The organism is Variovorax sp. Soil_C_12 (genome assembly GCF_057657375.1).
The window spans coordinates 424,153-439,708 of record NZ_JBDGIO010000002.1; the positions used below are offsets into that span (position 1 = coordinate 424,153).

15 protein-coding genes are annotated in these 15,556 nt (G+C 67.6%); 3 read left to right on the plus strand and 12 right to left on the minus strand.

Annotated elements, in window-relative coordinates; translation table 11 throughout:
• Nucleotides 1-8: 8 nt before the first annotated feature.
• The 9 genes from AC3A6X_RS06945 to AC3A6X_RS06985 all read right to left on the minus strand — a co-directional run bounded on the left by AC3A6X_RS06945 (nucleotide 9) and on the right by AC3A6X_RS06985 (nucleotide 11,789).
• Nucleotides 9-2,699 (minus strand): bifunctional acetate--CoA ligase family protein/GNAT family N-acetyltransferase, encoded by a 2,691-nt coding sequence (locus AC3A6X_RS06945; RefSeq protein ID WP_487841484.1) that lies wholly within the window; start codon nucleotides 2,697-2,699, stop codon nucleotides 9-11.
• A gap of 102 nt (nucleotides 2,700-2,801) precedes the next feature.
• Nucleotides 2,802-3,011: a hypothetical protein gene (locus AC3A6X_RS06950; protein WP_487841485.1), complete on the minus strand. Its 210-nt coding sequence runs from the start codon at nucleotides 3,009-3,011 to the stop codon at nucleotides 2,802-2,804.
• A 144-nt stretch (nucleotides 3,012-3,155) separates the two neighbouring features.
• The gene (locus AC3A6X_RS06955; protein WP_487841486.1) at nucleotides 3,156-5,327 is read right to left on the minus strand and encodes an exonuclease domain-containing protein; all 2,172 of its coding nucleotides are present in this window, start codon (nucleotides 5,325-5,327) and stop codon (nucleotides 3,156-3,158) included.
• Nucleotides 5,324-5,692, minus strand: coding sequence for a response regulator transcription factor (locus AC3A6X_RS06960; protein WP_487841487.1), 369 nt, complete (start codon nucleotides 5,690-5,692; stop codon nucleotides 5,324-5,326). Before AC3A6X_RS06960 ends, AC3A6X_RS06955 begins: the two co-directional genes overlap by 4 nt.
• On the minus strand, nucleotides 5,689-8,445 hold the full coding sequence (locus AC3A6X_RS06965) for an ATP-binding protein (protein ID WP_487841488.1): 2,757 nt from the start codon (nucleotides 8,443-8,445) through the stop codon (nucleotides 5,689-5,691). The genes AC3A6X_RS06960 and AC3A6X_RS06965 overlap by 4 nt, the downstream gene beginning before the upstream one ends.
• A gap of 1 nt (nucleotide 8,446) precedes the next feature.
• Nucleotides 8,447-8,647, minus strand: a complete 201-nt coding sequence (locus AC3A6X_RS06970) for a hypothetical protein (RefSeq protein WP_487841489.1) — start codon at nucleotides 8,645-8,647, stop codon at nucleotides 8,447-8,449.
• A gap of 14 nt (nucleotides 8,648-8,661) precedes the next feature.
• Nucleotides 8,662-9,744, minus strand: a complete 1,083-nt coding sequence (locus AC3A6X_RS06975) for a putative nucleotidyltransferase substrate binding domain-containing protein (RefSeq protein WP_487841490.1) — start codon at nucleotides 9,742-9,744, stop codon at nucleotides 8,662-8,664.
• Between the two features lie 12 nt (nucleotides 9,745-9,756).
• Nucleotides 9,757-11,484 (minus strand): cation acetate symporter, encoded by a 1,728-nt coding sequence (locus AC3A6X_RS06980; RefSeq protein WP_487841491.1) that lies wholly within the window; start codon nucleotides 11,482-11,484, stop codon nucleotides 9,757-9,759.
• Entirely contained in the window at nucleotides 11,481-11,789 is a 309-nt protein-coding gene (locus AC3A6X_RS06985) for a DUF485 domain-containing protein (protein WP_487841492.1), read from the minus strand. Before AC3A6X_RS06985 ends, AC3A6X_RS06980 begins: the two co-directional genes overlap by 4 nt.
• Before the next feature lie 85 nt (nucleotides 11,790-11,874).
• Here AC3A6X_RS06985 and AC3A6X_RS06990 point away from each other — a divergent pair, with 85 nt between their 5' ends.
• Together AC3A6X_RS06990 and AC3A6X_RS06995 are read left to right on the plus strand one after the other, a co-directional pair.
• The gene (locus AC3A6X_RS06990; protein WP_487841493.1) at nucleotides 11,875-12,090 is read left to right on the plus strand and encodes a hypothetical protein; all 216 of its coding nucleotides are present in this window, start codon (nucleotides 11,875-11,877) and stop codon (nucleotides 12,088-12,090) included.
• Between the two features lie 31 nt (nucleotides 12,091-12,121).
• Nucleotides 12,122-12,598, plus strand: a complete 477-nt coding sequence (locus tag AC3A6X_RS06995; protein WP_487841494.1) for a bacteriohemerythrin — start codon at nucleotides 12,122-12,124, stop codon at nucleotides 12,596-12,598.
• 36 nt (nucleotides 12,599-12,634) lie between these two features.
• On the opposite strand, the gene AC3A6X_RS07000 is transcribed toward AC3A6X_RS06995, so the two are convergent.
• From AC3A6X_RS07000 to AC3A6X_RS07010, 3 genes are all read right to left on the minus strand, one after another.
• Nucleotides 12,635-13,261 (minus strand): nitroreductase family protein, encoded by a 627-nt coding sequence (locus tag AC3A6X_RS07000; RefSeq protein ID WP_487841495.1) that lies wholly within the window; start codon nucleotides 13,259-13,261, stop codon nucleotides 12,635-12,637.
• A gap of 75 nt (nucleotides 13,262-13,336) precedes the next feature.
• Nucleotides 13,337-14,755 (minus strand): oxygen-independent coproporphyrinogen III oxidase, encoded by a 1,419-nt coding sequence (gene hemN, locus AC3A6X_RS07005; RefSeq protein ID WP_487841799.1) that lies wholly within the window; start codon nucleotides 14,753-14,755, stop codon nucleotides 13,337-13,339.
• A 95-nt stretch (nucleotides 14,756-14,850) separates the two neighbouring features.
• The gene (locus tag AC3A6X_RS07010; RefSeq protein WP_487841496.1) at nucleotides 14,851-15,294 is read right to left on the minus strand and encodes a universal stress protein; all 444 of its coding nucleotides are present in this window, start codon (nucleotides 15,292-15,294) and stop codon (nucleotides 14,851-14,853) included.
• On the opposite strand from AC3A6X_RS07010, the gene AC3A6X_RS07015 reads away from it, so the two are divergent.
• Nucleotides 15,293-15,541 (plus strand): hypothetical protein, encoded by a 249-nt coding sequence (locus AC3A6X_RS07015; protein WP_487841497.1) that lies wholly within the window; start codon nucleotides 15,293-15,295, stop codon nucleotides 15,539-15,541. The two genes, AC3A6X_RS07010 and AC3A6X_RS07015, sit on opposite strands and share 2 nt — an antisense overlap.
• The last annotated feature ends 15 nt before the right edge of the window (nucleotides 15,542-15,556 follow it).

The window sequence follows — 15,556 nt, forward strand, 5'->3', positions numbered from 1 at the left end:
GATGGCGGCTAGAGCGCGTAGGTCACCAGCTTGAAGTCGGGATCGCCGGGGAACGTCTTGATGGAAAAGCCCAGCTTGCGCATGAGCTTGAGCATCTCCGCATTGCCGGCCAGTACGAGGCCCTCGATCACCTGGAGTTCCTTGTCGCGCGCCACGTCGATGATGCTCTCCATCAGGCGCGTTCCCAGTCCCTTGCCGCTGAAATCGTCGGCGATCACGAGCGAGAACTCACAGCTGGACTGATCGGGATTGGTGATGTAGCGCGAGACGCCGACGATTCGTTCGGTCTCGGTCACGGCGCCGTCCTGGCCTACCTGGCGTTCCTTTATCACCGCAACCAATGCCATCTCGCGGTCGTAGTCGATCAGCGTAAAACGCGACAGCATCGCCGGCGGAAGCTCGTGAAAATGGGACACGAAGCGGAAATACCGGCTTTCCGGCGAGAGATGCTGCACCAGGCCTTGCAGCATCTGTGCGTCGTCGGGGTGAACCGGACGCACGTTGTAGACACCGCCGCCGCGCAGCGGCCACTCATGCTGGTAGCGCGCGGGGTAGGGCAGGATCGCAAGATGGTGGTAGCTGGCGGCATACCCGCTTCCACCAGCGGCTGGACTGCCGACGACGATGCGCGCGTCCACGGCAACCGCCCCCGATTCGTCGACGATGATGGGGTTGATGTCCATTTCGCGCAGGCCGGGCAACTCGCACACCATCTCGGAGACCCGCAGCAGCACCCGCTCCAGGGCATCCATGTCCACCGCGCCGGCGCCGCGCCAGGCGGCCAGGGTCTCGGCCACGCGCGAGCGCTCGACCAGCTGACGTGCCAGGAACTGGTTCAGCGGTGGCAGTTCCATCGCCCGATCGTTCAGCAATTCGATCGTCGTGCCTCCCGCACCGAACACGATGATCGGCCCGAAAGGATCGTCCGTCACCATGCCCACATAGATTTCCCGGCCGCGCCGCGCCTTGGCCATCTTCTGCACGGTAATACCGTTGATGCGGGCATCAGGAGCCAGCCGGGACACGCGCTCCATCATGTCCTGGTAGGTATCGCGCGCGCTGGTGCCGTTCATGATGTTGAGCGCCACGCCCTCGACATCCGACTTGTGGCTGATGTCCGGCGAGTCGATCTTCAGGGCCACCGGAAAGCCCAACTGCGTCGCGATCATCATGGCCTCGTGCGCGCTGCGTGCCAGCATGGTCTTGGTGATCGGGATGTGAAAGCACGACAGCAGCGTCTTCGATTCCATCTCGGTGAGCACGGTGCGTCGCTCTGCCAGCACGCTCTCGATCATGAGCCGAGCGGCCTCCACGTCAGGCTTGGCCAGCGCTGAAAGCGGTGCTGGCGTCTGCTGCAGCAGTTGCTGATTCTGATAGAAGGCGGCGATGTTGCCGAAGGCGCCGACGGCGGCTTCAGGCGTTCGGAAACTGGGGATGCCGGCCTCGGCAAGGAGCGCACGTGAATCGCCGACGGTCGCGTCGCCCATCCAGCACGTCAGCAGCGGCTTGCTCATGGGCCGGGGCAACGCAGACAGCATGCGCGCGGTGTCCGATCCGTCGGAACCCGCCTTGGGCGAGAAGATCGCCAGCATCCCGTCGACCTGCGGGTCCGATCTGGCCGCCTCGATGGCGGCTTTGTAATGTGATGGTTCTGCCTCTTCGGAGAGGTCGATCAGGTCCGTCAGCGAGGCGAGTGCTGGCAGCTGTGCTTGCAGTTGCTCGCGCGTGGTGGCCGACAGCTTGCCCAGGTGCAGTCCGATCTCGTTGACCCAGTCAGCGGCCAGCACGCCCGGGCCTCCGCCGTTGGTCACGATCGCCAGCCGCTTGCCCACCGGCCGATAGCGCGACGCCAGGCACTTGGCGGCCGAAAACAGTTCGACGAACGAGCGGACCCGGACCGCACCGGCGCGACGCAGCGCGGCGTCGAATACATCGTCGCTGCCCACGATCGACGCGCTGTGGGTCTGGGCTGCCTCGTTGCCCGCCGGGCGCCGCCCGGCCTTGAGCACCACGACCGGCTTGGCACTGGATGCGGTCCGCAGCGCGCTCATGAAGCGCCGCGCATTGGTGATGCCCTCGAGGTAGACGATGATGCTGTGCGTGGCGGCGTCATGTGCGAGAAAGTCCAGGACCTGGGCGATGTCCACCGCGGTGTGCGGACCCAGCGACACCACGCTGGAAAAGCCGACGGCATTCTTTTGCGCCCAATCCAGCATCGACGCTGTCAGCGCGCCCGATTGCGAGACCAGCGCCAGCGGACCGGCCTTGGCAAGCGGGCCTGCAATGCTCGCATTCAACGCGCGCCCAGGCCGCTGAAAACCCAGCGAGTTCGGGCCCAGCAAATGAATGTTCTCGCGGCGTGCCGTTCTTTTCAGGAGCGACGCCGTCTCGGCATTCAGGCCGTGCGAGATCACCAAGGCGGCGCGGCATCCGATCCGACCCGTGACTTCCAGCGCGGCGGCCATCTCGGCGGCCGGCAATGCGATGATCGCAAGGTCCACGCGCGTCTGCGCCAGCTGGGCCAGTGTGCCGGTGCTGCGCACGTCCAGAAATTGCAGCGATCCGTCATAGCGCTGCATCTGCAACGCCTTGCGCAATGCCTGGGATTGCGCGGTCGGTCCGTCCGGCGCATCTGCAGCGCCCGCCAGCACCACGATGGAGTTGGGCGAAAGCAGCGGCGTGAGGTAGTGCTTGTCCATGCTTCAGTTTGCGCCGATCAGGCCCTTGACCTGCGCGGCCACCTGGGCAACGAAAGCAGTCTAGCGCCTCGGCGGAGTGCGTCCGGGGGGCCGGACTCCAACTCAATGCAGGGTGGCCGGGTAAACGTTCGGCCACGCCAGCTCCCGCCCCATCATCGCGCGGGCATACAGGTAGTTGTTGAGTGCCCGCTCGCTCAGGGAGTCCATGTTCACGCGACCCTCGGCAGTGCAGGGGAAGGCAAACCCGCGGCGACCCTCGAACAGGGCGTCAAAGCGGAGTTCCCAGCCGGTGGATGCTTGCGATGCGTTCATGACAGTCTCCTCGGTACGCCCCCGCCTGGTGAGTCGGGGCACTGAAGGCGCCATGTCAATCTAGGCCCTGCGCTTTGCAGCTCGGTCAACTCCGGGCGCCGAAAAGGAACAGTCTGTGAACGATCGGTGTCATCTTTGCAAATCCTAGTAGCTCAGGCGCGCGTACCAGGTGCGCTGCGCCGCCTCGCGCGCCTGATCCAGGGTGTGAATTCCCTGCGCCGCCAGCAAGGGGACCAGCCGCAGGAAAATCTCCGCGGTCAGGAGCGCATCGCCCAGCGCAGTGTGCCGGCCGAGCACCGGGATGCCCAGGCGTCCCGCGATGGCCTCCAGCTCGTGCGAAGCCTGCTGCGGGCTGGCCACCGCCGACAGCAGCAGCGTGTCCAGCACCGGCTGCTCGAAGCGCATGCCGGTGGCGGCTTCCTTCATCTGCAGGAAGCGCATGTCGAAGGCGGCGTTGTGGGCCACCAGCACGGTGTCGCTGGCGAAGGCGTGGAAAGCGGGCAGCACCTGCGCGATGCCGGGCTGGCCGGCGACCATCGCGGGCGTGATGCCGTGGATCGGGATGCCCGCCGCCGGGATGCTCCGGCCGGGATCGACCAACTGCTCGAAGCACTCCTGGCGCAGCACCTTGCCGTTGACGATGCGGACGGCGCCGATCTGCAGGATCTCGTCGCCCTGCGCGGGGTCGAGGCCGGTGGTCTCGGTGTCGAACACGGTGTAGGCCAGGTCGACCAGCCGCCGGTCGCCGAGTTCGCGCGCCTGCACGCCGGTGCGGAACAGGTCGAAGTCGTAGTACTCGGGCCGACTGTCGCTGCGCAGCACAGCGGCGGCCTCCAGCTGCTCCTGCGGCCGGGCCGGCGGCAACATGAAGCGGAAGAAGGCCTCCTGCCGCGCGCGCTCGCGCTGGAACCAGAACGCGCCGCCGTGGCGCTCGACCACGTCGCGCACCGACAGCGGGCTGGCTTCGTCGCCCACCGTCATCGGGCTCGACTCCCAGCCCATCGCCGTCTCGGTGCTGATCGGCGTGCCATGCCAGACCAGGTCGAGGTGGGCGCGCTCCCCCTCGCGCCGCAGGCGCAGCTGCACGCGGGCGACGGCGAACTCCTGCGCCAGGCGCGCCGCCAGCGAGGCCAGCGCCTGCAGCAGCGCATAGCTGTCGACCCGCAGCCACAGGCCGGGGTCGACGTCCGACGCGCTGGCGCGCAACTGCGAGCGCGCCTCGATGTGGCGCAGCGCGGCCTGCACCAGGTCGGCGCCGAGCATCTCCTCGAGCGGCCAGCGCGTCTTCAGGCTTTCGTTGGCGCTCGCTGCGAGCGACTCGATGCGAGCGGTCATCGAGCGCACCTCCTCGCGCACCACGCGCAGGAAGCGTTCGCGCGCGGGCGCATCCAGGTCCGGCAGGTCCAGCATGTCGACCGCCGCCTGCAGGCTGCCCAGGGACGAGCGGCTGCCTTCGGTCAGCGCGTGCAGCAGGCGGTCGCGCTCGGAGTCCTGCTCGAACTCGTGCGTGATGTTGTGCAGCATCAGCACGAAGCCCGAGAGCTGCGCGACATGACCGGGTGCGGCGGACGGGTCGCGGACCGGGGCCATCTGCACGCGCAGCAGCTGTCCCGCACGGGAGCTGGTGACGAACTGGGCCGCCGGCTGGGCTGCGCCGCGCCGCAGGCGCTGCTGAACGCTCTCCAGCGCGTGGGCGATGAGCTGGCGGTCGAACGCGGCGTAGATCGAGCGGCCGAGCCCGACCAGCTCGGCGCCGCCGGTCGGCGAGAGTGCCCGGAACTGCAGCCGCGCGCGCGGGTTGTACAGCAGGATGCGACCGTCGAGGTTGCACACGATGACGCTCTGCGTCAGCTCGGACATCAGCGCCGCGAGCCGGCTGCGCTCGTGCTCGGTGGCGCGTGTGCCCTCCCGGACCTTCGCGCCGATGTCGGCGCGCAGCGCGTCACGCTGCCGTGCGAGCCGTTCGGCCACATCGGCCAGCGCCCGGGCGCCTGCGCCGCATGGCGCCGCAGGGGGCAGGGGCTGCTCCCGCGCGGTGTCGCCGGCAACCAGCAGGGCCTGGGCGGACTCGGCGAGCCGGCGCGGTTGCCTGGCCCAGATGGCGTGGGCGCGACGGGCCAGCGCACCGAGGGCGATGGCCAGCACCGCCCAGGCCAGAAGCAGCAGGGCGGCGCGCGGCGCCAGCATCGCGCCCAGTGCCTCCCGCTCGACCGGCTCCAGCGTGGCCGCCAGCAGGCTGCCGAGTCCAAGGCCGGCCAGCGCCAGTACCGCTCCGGGTGCCAGCACGGCGGCGAGTTCGCCCGCATCGGCCCTCATGGGGACAGCATCCGGCGCACGCGCTCGGCCAGCTCGCGGGTCGAGAAGGGCTTCGTCACGTAGGCATCGGCCCCCAGCGCCAGGCCCTTCGCGATGTCGGTCTCGCGGCCCTTGGCCGTGAGCATGAGGATTCGCGTGCCGGCGATGGCCTCGTCGGCGCGCACCGCCTGCAGCACCTCCAGTCCGGACCGCAGCGGCATCATGACGTCCAGCAGCACCAGGTCGGGCCGCAGGCGCCGGATGGCGTCCAGCGTCTGCTGGCCGTCGCGCGCGATGCTCACGTCGTAGCCTTCGCGCTTCATGAGGAATTCGAGCGAGATGACGATGTTGGGCTCATCGTCGGCGATCAGCACCTTGAAGCTCATGGACTTGCCTCCGCGTGTGCGGGCTCGCGCCGCAGGGGAAGCTCGAAGCCGAAACATGCGCCTTGGCCCGATGCCGGCTCGAGCCACATCCGCCCCCCGAAATGCTCGACGATGCGGCGGCTGATCGGCAGGCCCAGGCCGGTTCCCTGCGGCCGATGACCGGCATCGCCGCCCTGCCGGAATTTCTCGAACACCAGCGCCCGCTGCCCGGGCGGCACGCCGGGGCCGTTGTCGCGCACGGTGCAGACGACCCGGCCGCCGTCGGCATGCAGGCCCAGCTCGACATGGCCGCTGCCGGGCGGCACGAACTTGGCTGCGTTCGACAGCAGGTTGATCAGCACCTGCGTCAGGCGGTCGGGGTCGGCCTGCAGCCGCGGCAGCGCTTCGGGCACGTGCAGCGCCACGGTCGCGCCGCGCTCGCGAAACAGTTCCTGCGTGGTCTGCACCGCCCGCCGCGCCAGCGCGCACAGGTCGACCTCCGTGCTGCGCCATTCGGCCGCGCCCGACTCGATCTTCGCCATGTCCAGCACCTGGTTGACCAGCCGCGTCAGGCGCTCGGTTTCGGCGACCACCAGGCCCAGGAAGTGCTGGCGCTGCGCGGGGTCCATGCCGGGGTCGTCGAGCATCAGTTCGGCCAGCGCGCGAATCGAGGTCAGCGGCGTGCGCAGCTCGTGCGTCACCGAGGACATGAAGTCGTCCTTCAGCCGATCGAGGCTCTTGAGCTGCTCGTTGAGCTCGCTCAGCTCGGCGGTCGCTTGCTCCAGTGAAAGAGATTTCTCTTCCAGCGCCTGCGAGTGCGCGCGCAGTGCGGCCGTCTCTCGCGAGGCCTCGTCCAGGATTCGCATCACGTCGTCCAGCTCCAGGGCCTCTTCCTCGACCACCGAGGCCACCATGGCCCGGGCCGAGGCGCTGCCGATGGCGCCCGCGAGCTGCCGCTCGACGAACTGCACCAGCCGCGCATCGGCAGCGATCTGCTCCGGCCCGGCCAAGCCGTTGCGCCGCGCATAGTCGTGCAGCAGCTTTTCTGTAGCGTCCACGCCCAGGAAGCGGGTGGCCAGCCCGCGCAGGTCGGCCAGCCTCGCGGTGCCGCGCCAGAACACCGGGCCGGTGTCGGCGGCATGGTCTGCGCTGCGCTCGAACACGTCGACGAAGGTCAGCGCCTGGCTCGCCTCGCGCGCCGACGGGCGGCCCAGGAGCGAGACGCCGAAGTAGAGAACACTGTTGACCAGCAGGCTCCAGAACAGCGCGTGCGTCAGGTTGTCCAGCCCCGCGAGGCCCAGCAACTGCTCGGGCCGCAGCCAGGCGATGCCGAACGGCCCCTCGGCGATGAACCGGGCCGGGATCCAGCCCGACTTGGCAATCGACGGCAGCATCAGCGTCCAGGCCCACAGCGCGAAGCCCGCGCCCAGGCCGGCCAGCGCACCCTGGCGTGTGCCGCCTTTCCAGTACATGCCTGCCAGCATCGGCGGCGCGAACTGCGCGACGGCGGCAAAGCTGATCAGCCCGATGCTCACCAGCGCATAGTCTTCGCCGGCGATGCGGTAGTAGAGGTAGCCCAGCAGCAGGAGCGCCACGATCACCGCCCGGCGCACGCCCAGCAGCACGCCGCTCAGGTCGCGCGCGCTGCGCAGGCCGGCCCGCAGCAACAACGGCATCACGAGGTCGTTGCAGACCATGGTGGAGACCGCGATGGCCTCGACGATCACCATCCCGGTGGCCGCCGAGAGTCCACCGATGAACGCGGCGAGCGCCAGCCCCGGCTGGCCGGCTGCCAGCGGCAGCGAGAGCACGAAGGTCTCGGGGTTCTCGCGGCCGCCCTGGAAGTGCAGAAGCCCGCCCAGCGCGATCGGCAGCACGAACAGGTTGATCAGCAGCAGGTACAGCGGGAACGCCCAGGTGGCGCGCCGCAGGTGGCGCTCGTCGACGTTCTCCACCACCATCATCTGGAACTGCCGAGGCAGAAAGAGCACCGAGAGCATCGCGAGCAGCGTCAGCGCGAACCATTGGCCGCCCGCGAAGCCGCCGCCGGCGCCGCTTCCGAGACCCAGCAGCGGCGCGAGCTCGGGCCGGGCCGCGGCGCGGCCGAACAGGTCGGCGGGCCCGTCGAACAGGCCCCAGGTGACGAAGGCACCGACGGCCAGGAAAGCCAGCAGCTTCACCAGCGACTCGAAGGCGATCGCCGCGACCATGCCCTCGTGGCGTTCGGTGGTGTCGAGATGGCGCGCCCCGAAGGCCACCGTGAAACCGGCCAGCACCAGCGCGATGTAGAGCGTGCTGTCGCGCCACCAGGCCAGCGGCTGCGCGGGGGCATCGACCAGCAGCGCGTAGCCGCTCGCGATCGCCTTGAGCTGCAGTGCCACGTAGGGCAAGATGCCCACCACCGCAATCAGCGTGACCAGCATCGCCAGCAGCGGGCTCTTGCCGTGCCGGCTGGCGATGAAGTCGGCGATGGAGGTGATGCGGTGGGTGCGCGCGATGCGGATCATCTTGCGCAGCACCGTCCAGGCCATCAGCATCGCGAGCGTCGGGCCGAGGTAGATCGGCAGGAACCACAGCCCCGACGAGGCGGCCCGCCCGATGCTGCCGAAGTAGGTCCAGGCGGTGCAGTAGACGCCCATCGACAGGGTGTAGACCCAGGGGCTGCCGATCAGCGAACGCCCCTCGCGCGCCCGGCGGTCGCCGAAGTGCGCGATCGCGAACAGCAGCGCCAGGTAGCCGAAGGCTGCAACGATGACGACGGGCGCGGCAGGCATGTCAAGGCTCGCCGGGTGCTTCGGCAACCCATGCGGCCAGTGCGATCAGCCCGGCCCAGCCGCCGAAGAGCGCCAACGGCATCAACGGCACTCCCCACAGCATGACCGGGCGATCCCAGAGCGTGAGCAGCGGCACGTTGAGCAGCAGCCAGCCGAGCGCGAAGAGGCCGAACAGGCGTTGGGGCTTGGAGCCTTCAGACATGCGTGCTCTCCGGGCTACAAGGCATCGAGCCGGAAGCGTTGATGGACTTCGCCGCGGAAGCGCCGCACGATGCCCAGCGCGGCGTGCAGCGTGTCGCGCTCCAGGGTGCCGAGCTCGGACGGGAGCACGCGATTGCCCGGCACCTGCCCGGCCTCTTTCTGGCGCAACTGGCGGCCGAGCCTGAGCGCCATCAGGAAATGCAGCGCGTCGAGCACGTCGCGCGCAAGGTCCGGGTCGATCTGCTGGTGCTCGACCAGCAGGCGCAGCCGCTCCTGCGTGGCGTTCACGCGCAGGCGCTGCTGCAGCGCCAGCGCCCTGACGCCGTGCACGATCGGAAAGATGCCGAGCTTCTTCAGGTCCAGCGCTTCGTCGTCGTCGCGCGCAATGAGCCGGTGCCACCAGTTCGGATGCGGATCGAAGAGGTCGATCGCGCTGGCGAAGCGCGCGAAGAAGACATCGGTGCGATCGAGGATCCGGTCGAGATGATCGCGCGCCTGGGTGAGCAGTTCGGCATCGCCGGCGACCGCCAGGCTGTCGAGGAAGATGGCCAGTCGCATCGGTCCTTCGGGCTGCGTGCCGTAGACCCAGTCGTGCAGCGTCGCCTTGAAGGCGGCCAATGGCTGCCGCCAGAGCGGGTTGACGAGCATGATGCGGCCGGGGCAAGGCGGATAGCCCAGCTCGGCCAGCCCGGCGCTGAACTGCGCGGCGATGGTCTCGAGGCCCGGGCATTCGAAACCGTCGCGCAGAAACAAGGCATTGTCCTGGTCGGTCTTCAGGATCTGTTCGCCGCGGCCTTCGCTGCCCATGACGACCAGGCAGCTGTTGGCCACCAGCTCCGGCGGTGCCACCATCGACCACAGCCGCGCGAAGACACGCGCATTGAGCTCGCCGACGAGCTTGGCGATGCGCTCGATCTTCAGGCCGCCGGCGTGCAGCAGCGCCACCATCGCATCGATGCGCGCGGCCGAGGCCGCCAGGTCGGCGATACGGGCCGCCTCGTCGATCTGCCGCGCGATCGCCTGCGGGTCGTCGCCGGCGAAGCCTGCGAGGCCGAGGGGAGTCAGCCCCGGCATGGTCCCGCCCTCGCCGCGCCGCATGGTGGCAAGTCCTCAGTGGCCGCTGGCGCCGGCGGCTCCGATGCCGGTCTCCGAGCGCACCTGTTGCGCCAGGAATCCTTGCTTGTCGACGTCGGCGCGCTTGCTGCTGTCCAGCAGCGAGAAAATCCAGATGCCGAGGAAGCCGATGGTCATCGAGAACAGGCAGGGCGAGGCATAGGGGAAGAGCGCCGAGCCCTTGGGGTAGCCCAGCGTCGCCTCCCACACGGACGGCGAGACCACCGTCAGCCCGACCGACGAGATCAGCCCGAGGAAGCCGCCGATCACCGCGCCGCGCGTCGTGCAGCCCTTCCAAAGCACCGACATGAACAGCACCGGGAAGTTCGCCGACGCCGCGATGGCGAAGGCCAGCGACACCATGAACGCGATGTTCTGCTTCTCGAACACGATGCCGAGCAGCACGGCCAGCGCGCCGAGCGCGACCGTGGTGATGCGCGTGACGCGCAACTCCGAGGCACTGTCGGCCTTGCCCTTCTTGACGACGGTCGCATACAGGTCGTGCGACACAGCAGAGGCGCCCGACAGCGTCAGGCCGGCGACGACCGCGAGGATGGTCGCGAATGCCACCGCAGAGATGAAGCCGAGGAACACGTTGCCGCCCACAGCGTTGGCGAGATGGATCGCCGCCATGTTGCTGCCGCCGATGAGCGCGCCCTTGGCGTCGAGGAAGTCGGGGTTGACCAGCACGAAGGTGATGGCGCCGAAGCCGATGATGAAGGTCAGCAGGTAGAAGTAGCCGATCCAGCCGGTGGCCCACATCACGGATTTGCGCGCCTCCTTGGCGCTGGGCACCGTGAAGAAGCGCATCAGGATGTGCGGGAGGCCCGCCGTTCCGAACATCAGCGCCATGCCGAAGGAGATGGCCGAGATCGGGTCCTTGACGAAGTTGCCGGGGCCCATGATCGACTGGCCGATGGCCGCGGCGGTCTCGGCGGTCTTGCCGTCCTTGAGCGCGAGGTCGGTCTTGATCTTCACGGCGCCGGCGAACATCGCCTCGGGACTGAAGCCGAAGTGCCACAGCACCGACAGCGCCATGAAGCTGGCGCCACCCAGCAGCAGGCAGGCCTTGATGATCTGCACCCAGGTGGTGGCCGTCATGCCGCCGAAGAGCACGTAGACCATCATCAGCGAGCCGACGATGACCACCGCGATCCAGTACTCGAGGCCGAACAGCAGCTTGATCAGCTGGCCCGCCCCCACCATCTGGGCGATCAGGTAGAAGGCCACCACGACCAGCGTGCCGGACGCCGCGAAGATGCGCACCGGCGACTGCTTGAAGCGGAAGGCCGCCACGTCGGCGAAGGTGAACTTGCCCAGGTTGCGCAGCCGCTCGGCCATCAGGAAGGTGATGACCGGCCAGCCGACCAGGAAGCCGATGGAGTAGATCAGGCCGTCGTAGCCCGCGGCCATCACGGCCGCCGAGATGCCCAGGAACGACGCCGCCGACATGTAGTCGCCCGCGATCGCCAGGCCGTTCTGGAAGCCGGTGATGCCGCCGCCGGCGGTGTAGAAGTCGGCCGCCGACTTGGTCTTCGCTGCCGCCCACTTGGTGATGAACAGCGTGCCGAGGACGAACATCCCGAACATGCCGATGGCGGTCCAGTTGGTCGCCTGCTTTTGGGCCTGGCCGAGATCGGCGCCCGCGGCCCAGGCCGCCGCGCACGCGGCGAACAGGCTGGCAAGCACGAGGGTCCGGCGTGCAGTGAGGGACAGGACGTTCATTTGAGTGTTCCTTTCGCCACCGCCTCGGACAGCGTGTCGAACTCCGCGTTGGCGCGCTTCACGTAGTAGGTGGTGATCGCGATGGTGAAGAGGATCACGCCGAAGCCGATCGGGATGCCCAGCGTCATCACGCCGTCGCCCAGCCGTTGCGCGAGGAAGGGCTTGTTGAAAGCCACCAGCAGGATGAAGCCGTAGTACACGATCAGCATCAGCAGGGTGAGGATCCAGCCGAAACGCGTGCGTCTCGCCTTGAGCGCCTGGTATTGGGGATGGTTGGCGATGCGCCGAACCAGATCTTCGTCCATGGGGTCTCCTTCAAGGATGGGGAATTGCGTCGCCATTGGAATCTGCAGCGCGACACGGGCCTTTGCGCTAGCGCAAGGTCCGTGAATGTCGCGTCGACCTGCCACGCAGTGGAGCGCCGGACCCGTGCAGTTGGCATGCGACGCCGTGATCGTCGCGGCGGCATTCGCTCTCGTCGAACCGGACCGGGTCATCTACTCGATCGTGTCGGCCGTGATGGTGAACCTGGTGCTGCTCTGGAACCATCGACCGGATGCCCAATCGTTGAGCCATGTCAAAACAGCGTTCGTCGCGCGTCGATAGCCTTGAGTCATCATCATCGAAAGGAGATCACATGGCTGCCTTGAACCGCTCGGAAGCACTTTCGCTCGGCCTGCCTTTCATGGATCGCGCTCGCGAAAAGTTCATCGGTCTCCTCACAAGTGTCGACAACGCCGACAACGCCCGATTGCCGTCAGCCTGGCAGGATCTGGTTCTCTGCGCCGCCGAGAACTTTGCGCGCGAGGACGTCTGGATGCGGGCAACCGGCCATGCATCGCAGAAAGACCACGAGATCCAGCATCGCGTGGTGCTGGGGGTCATGCGCGAAGGTGCGTTGCAGGCCGGGGAAGGAAAGCTGTTGCAGGTGCGCGAGATGGCGCGTCAGCTCAGGGGTTGGTATGAAAAGCATGCCCAGACCATGGATGCAGCCCTCGCCCTCCATCTGCGTGGTGCTCGATTCGAACCCGCGAACCTCGAGGTGGGGGTGAAGCCTTCGCCCCCGGTATGGTCCGCGCTGCGTGAAGCGGTGCGGTACGTTTCTTCGGATTGAACCTCAGCTCGGCGCGCCCGGCGATGGCCCGGCGGCTCATCGCCCATGCCCCAGCTCGCAGACGTAGCGCTCGATGTCGGGCCGCGCCGGGCCGGCCTTGTAGGCCAGCATCGTGCCCAGGCTGATGAAGCACAGCGGTTCTTCATGCTCGTCCAGGGCGAACAATGCGCGCAGTCCGGCCGATTCCAGCGACTTGCCCGAGGTCAGCGCCGACGCGAAGCCCAGGACCGTCGCAGTCAGGAGCATGTTCTGGATGGCGCATCCGGCCGACAGGATCCTCTCGGTGGCCGGAACCTCTCCATCGTCGGGGCCCAGCCGGACGATCGCCAGCATCAGGACCGGCGCCTGGAATGCCTTCTCGCGCGCTCTTCCGCGCTCGTCCGGCGTGGCTGTGGCGTCGCGTTCCTTGAGCGACTGCGCGAAGACCGTGGCCAGCCGCTCTCTTTCACGCGGCGGAACGATGACGAAGCGCCATGGCACCAGTGCGCCATGGTCGGGCGCCGCGGCCGCAGCGCCGAGGATCTGATCGAGTTCGGGCCGCTCGGGCCCCGGAGAGCCAAGCCGCTTGGGCAGCACGGTCCGGCGCGCATGCAGGAGCCTGGCCAGTTGCCGTCCGGTGATGGGCGAGTCGGCCGGGTCGGCGGTCGACGCGCAGGTGTTCATGTCAAGAGACATATCGAGTTCCCCCATTCCGAGATTCACCATAGCTTCCGAGGTGGAGCCCGCGCGTACTCGCTGCTAGATGACCCGGGAAAATCGAGCGCGCTTGCGGTCCGTTTGCAGATAGCGGTCGAAGACCATGGCCACGGCACGCACGAAGAACCACCCGGTGTCCGTCACGGTGAGATCGCGGTCGGTCACGCGGACCAGTCCATCCGCCTCCATCTGGCGGAGAGCGCCCAGTTCGGACGCGAAGTACTCGCTGAAGCTGATCAGGTGAGCGATGCCGACCGACTCGAAGTCCACATACCCCTGGCACATGATGGCCATGATCACTGCGCGGCGCAACACATCGTCGCGCGACAGCGCGAGCCCGCGTGCCACCGGCAGGCGTCCCTGGTCGAGGTGGTCGTAATAGTCCTCCAGGGATTTCGCGTTCTGGCTGTACGTGCCGCCGACCCTTCCGATCGCCGACACGCCGAGAGCGACCAGGTCGCAGTCCGGCTGCGTGCTGTAGCCCTGGAAGTTGCGGTGCAGCCGGCCCTGGCGCTTGGCGACGGCCAGGCTGTCGTCCGGCAACGCGAAGTGGTCCATGCCGATGTAGACGTAGCCGGCGGCCGTGAGCGTGCGGATGGAGCGCGACAGCATCTCGATCTTCGTGGCCGCATAAGGCAACTCGCCGGCGGCGATCCGTCGCTGCGGCTTGAATCTTTCGGGCAGATGTGCGTAGGCATAGAGGGCGATTCGGTCCGGTCGCAGCTCGCAGATCTGCGCAAGCGTCCGGTCGAATGACGCGGCAGTCTGTCGCGGCAGCCCGTAGATCAGGTCGACGTTGACGGACTGAAACTGCAGCGTGCGTGCTGATGCGACGAGATCGAACACCTGTTGCGCGGGCTGAATCCGATGCACCGCCTGCTGAACGGCCGGATCGAAGTCCTGGACTCCGAAGCTCAGGCGATTGAAGCCGAGCCGAGCCAGGTGCGCGAGGCGGCCGGCATCGACCGTGCGCGGATCGATCTCGATCGAGTACTCGCCATCGGGCGCGAATGAAAAGGCATCGCGCAGCATCCGCATCAGTTCGGTCAACTCGTCGTCGCTCAGGAAGGTCGGCGTCCCGCCGCCGAGGTGAAGCTGGCTCACCGGCGTGCGCGCGCCCAGTTGGCCCTCGTGCAGGGCGATCTCCTTCTCCAGGTACCGCAGGTACTCGCGCGCACGCGAGGCATGCCGGGTGATGATCTTGTTGCAGGCGCAGTAGTAGCACAGCGATGCGCAGAACGGAATGTGGACGTAGAGCGAGATCGGGGCCTTGCTTGCGCTGATGCCCAGCCTTCGCTGGCGCGCAGCGTCACCGTAGTCGGCGGGACCGAAGGCTTCCACAAAGCGATCCGCCGTCGGATAGGAGGTGTAGCGAGGCCCGGACACGTCGAAGCGCGCCAGCACGTCGGCGGAGATCGACGACTGCGTGCTTGCGGGTGCGGGAGCCAGTGTGGCAGGCATCATTTCTTTCAGGTACGCGGTCTGCAGGGTCTCGCGCCCGTGCCTGGGGCTGACCGCAAGGGCGCGCGAGACAAGGCTTGTGGCCATGCCGGGCATCAGCGCAGTACGAGCACAGGCACGTCGGAATGTGCAAGCACCTGCGCGGTTTCGCTGCCCAGGAAGGCGCTCGTCAGTCCGGTGCGTCCGTGCGTGGCCATCACGATGAGATCGCTGCCGTACTTGCCGGCTGCGTCGACGATGGAATGAGCCACGCGGCTGGATCTGACGATGGCGGAACTGACTCGGACGCCACATGCCTCGGCGCGCTTTTCGATCGCCTCGAGCATGGTCCTGGCCTGCTCCGCGCGCCGGCCCTCGATGCGGTCCATCTCTTCGGACTCGAACTTGAGAACCCCATCCATGTGGCTCTTGGCTTGCCGCGGCACCACCGTAAAGGCCGTCAGCTCGGCCCTGTGTTCCGTGGCCAGGTCGATGGCCTTGGCGACGGCTTTTTCTGCCAGTTGGGAGCCATCGGTGGCGACAAGAATGCGCTTGAACATGATCGATCTCCTGGTACGTACGTTGAGTGTTCACAGCGTAGTCCGGCGGGCCTTTGGGTACTTGATCTGGATCAATCAAGCACGCCGATCAAGATCGAGAATCCGGCAGACAAACGAAAGACTCACGGTCCCCGCCACGACGGACCTGGGCGCAGACACGGTCGCATTCACGCTGGACATCGATGCCTTCGTCGTTGAAGACCATCTGTGGCGCTGGACGGCGCTGATGCATCTGCTGCAAGTTTGACCTTCATCAACACCA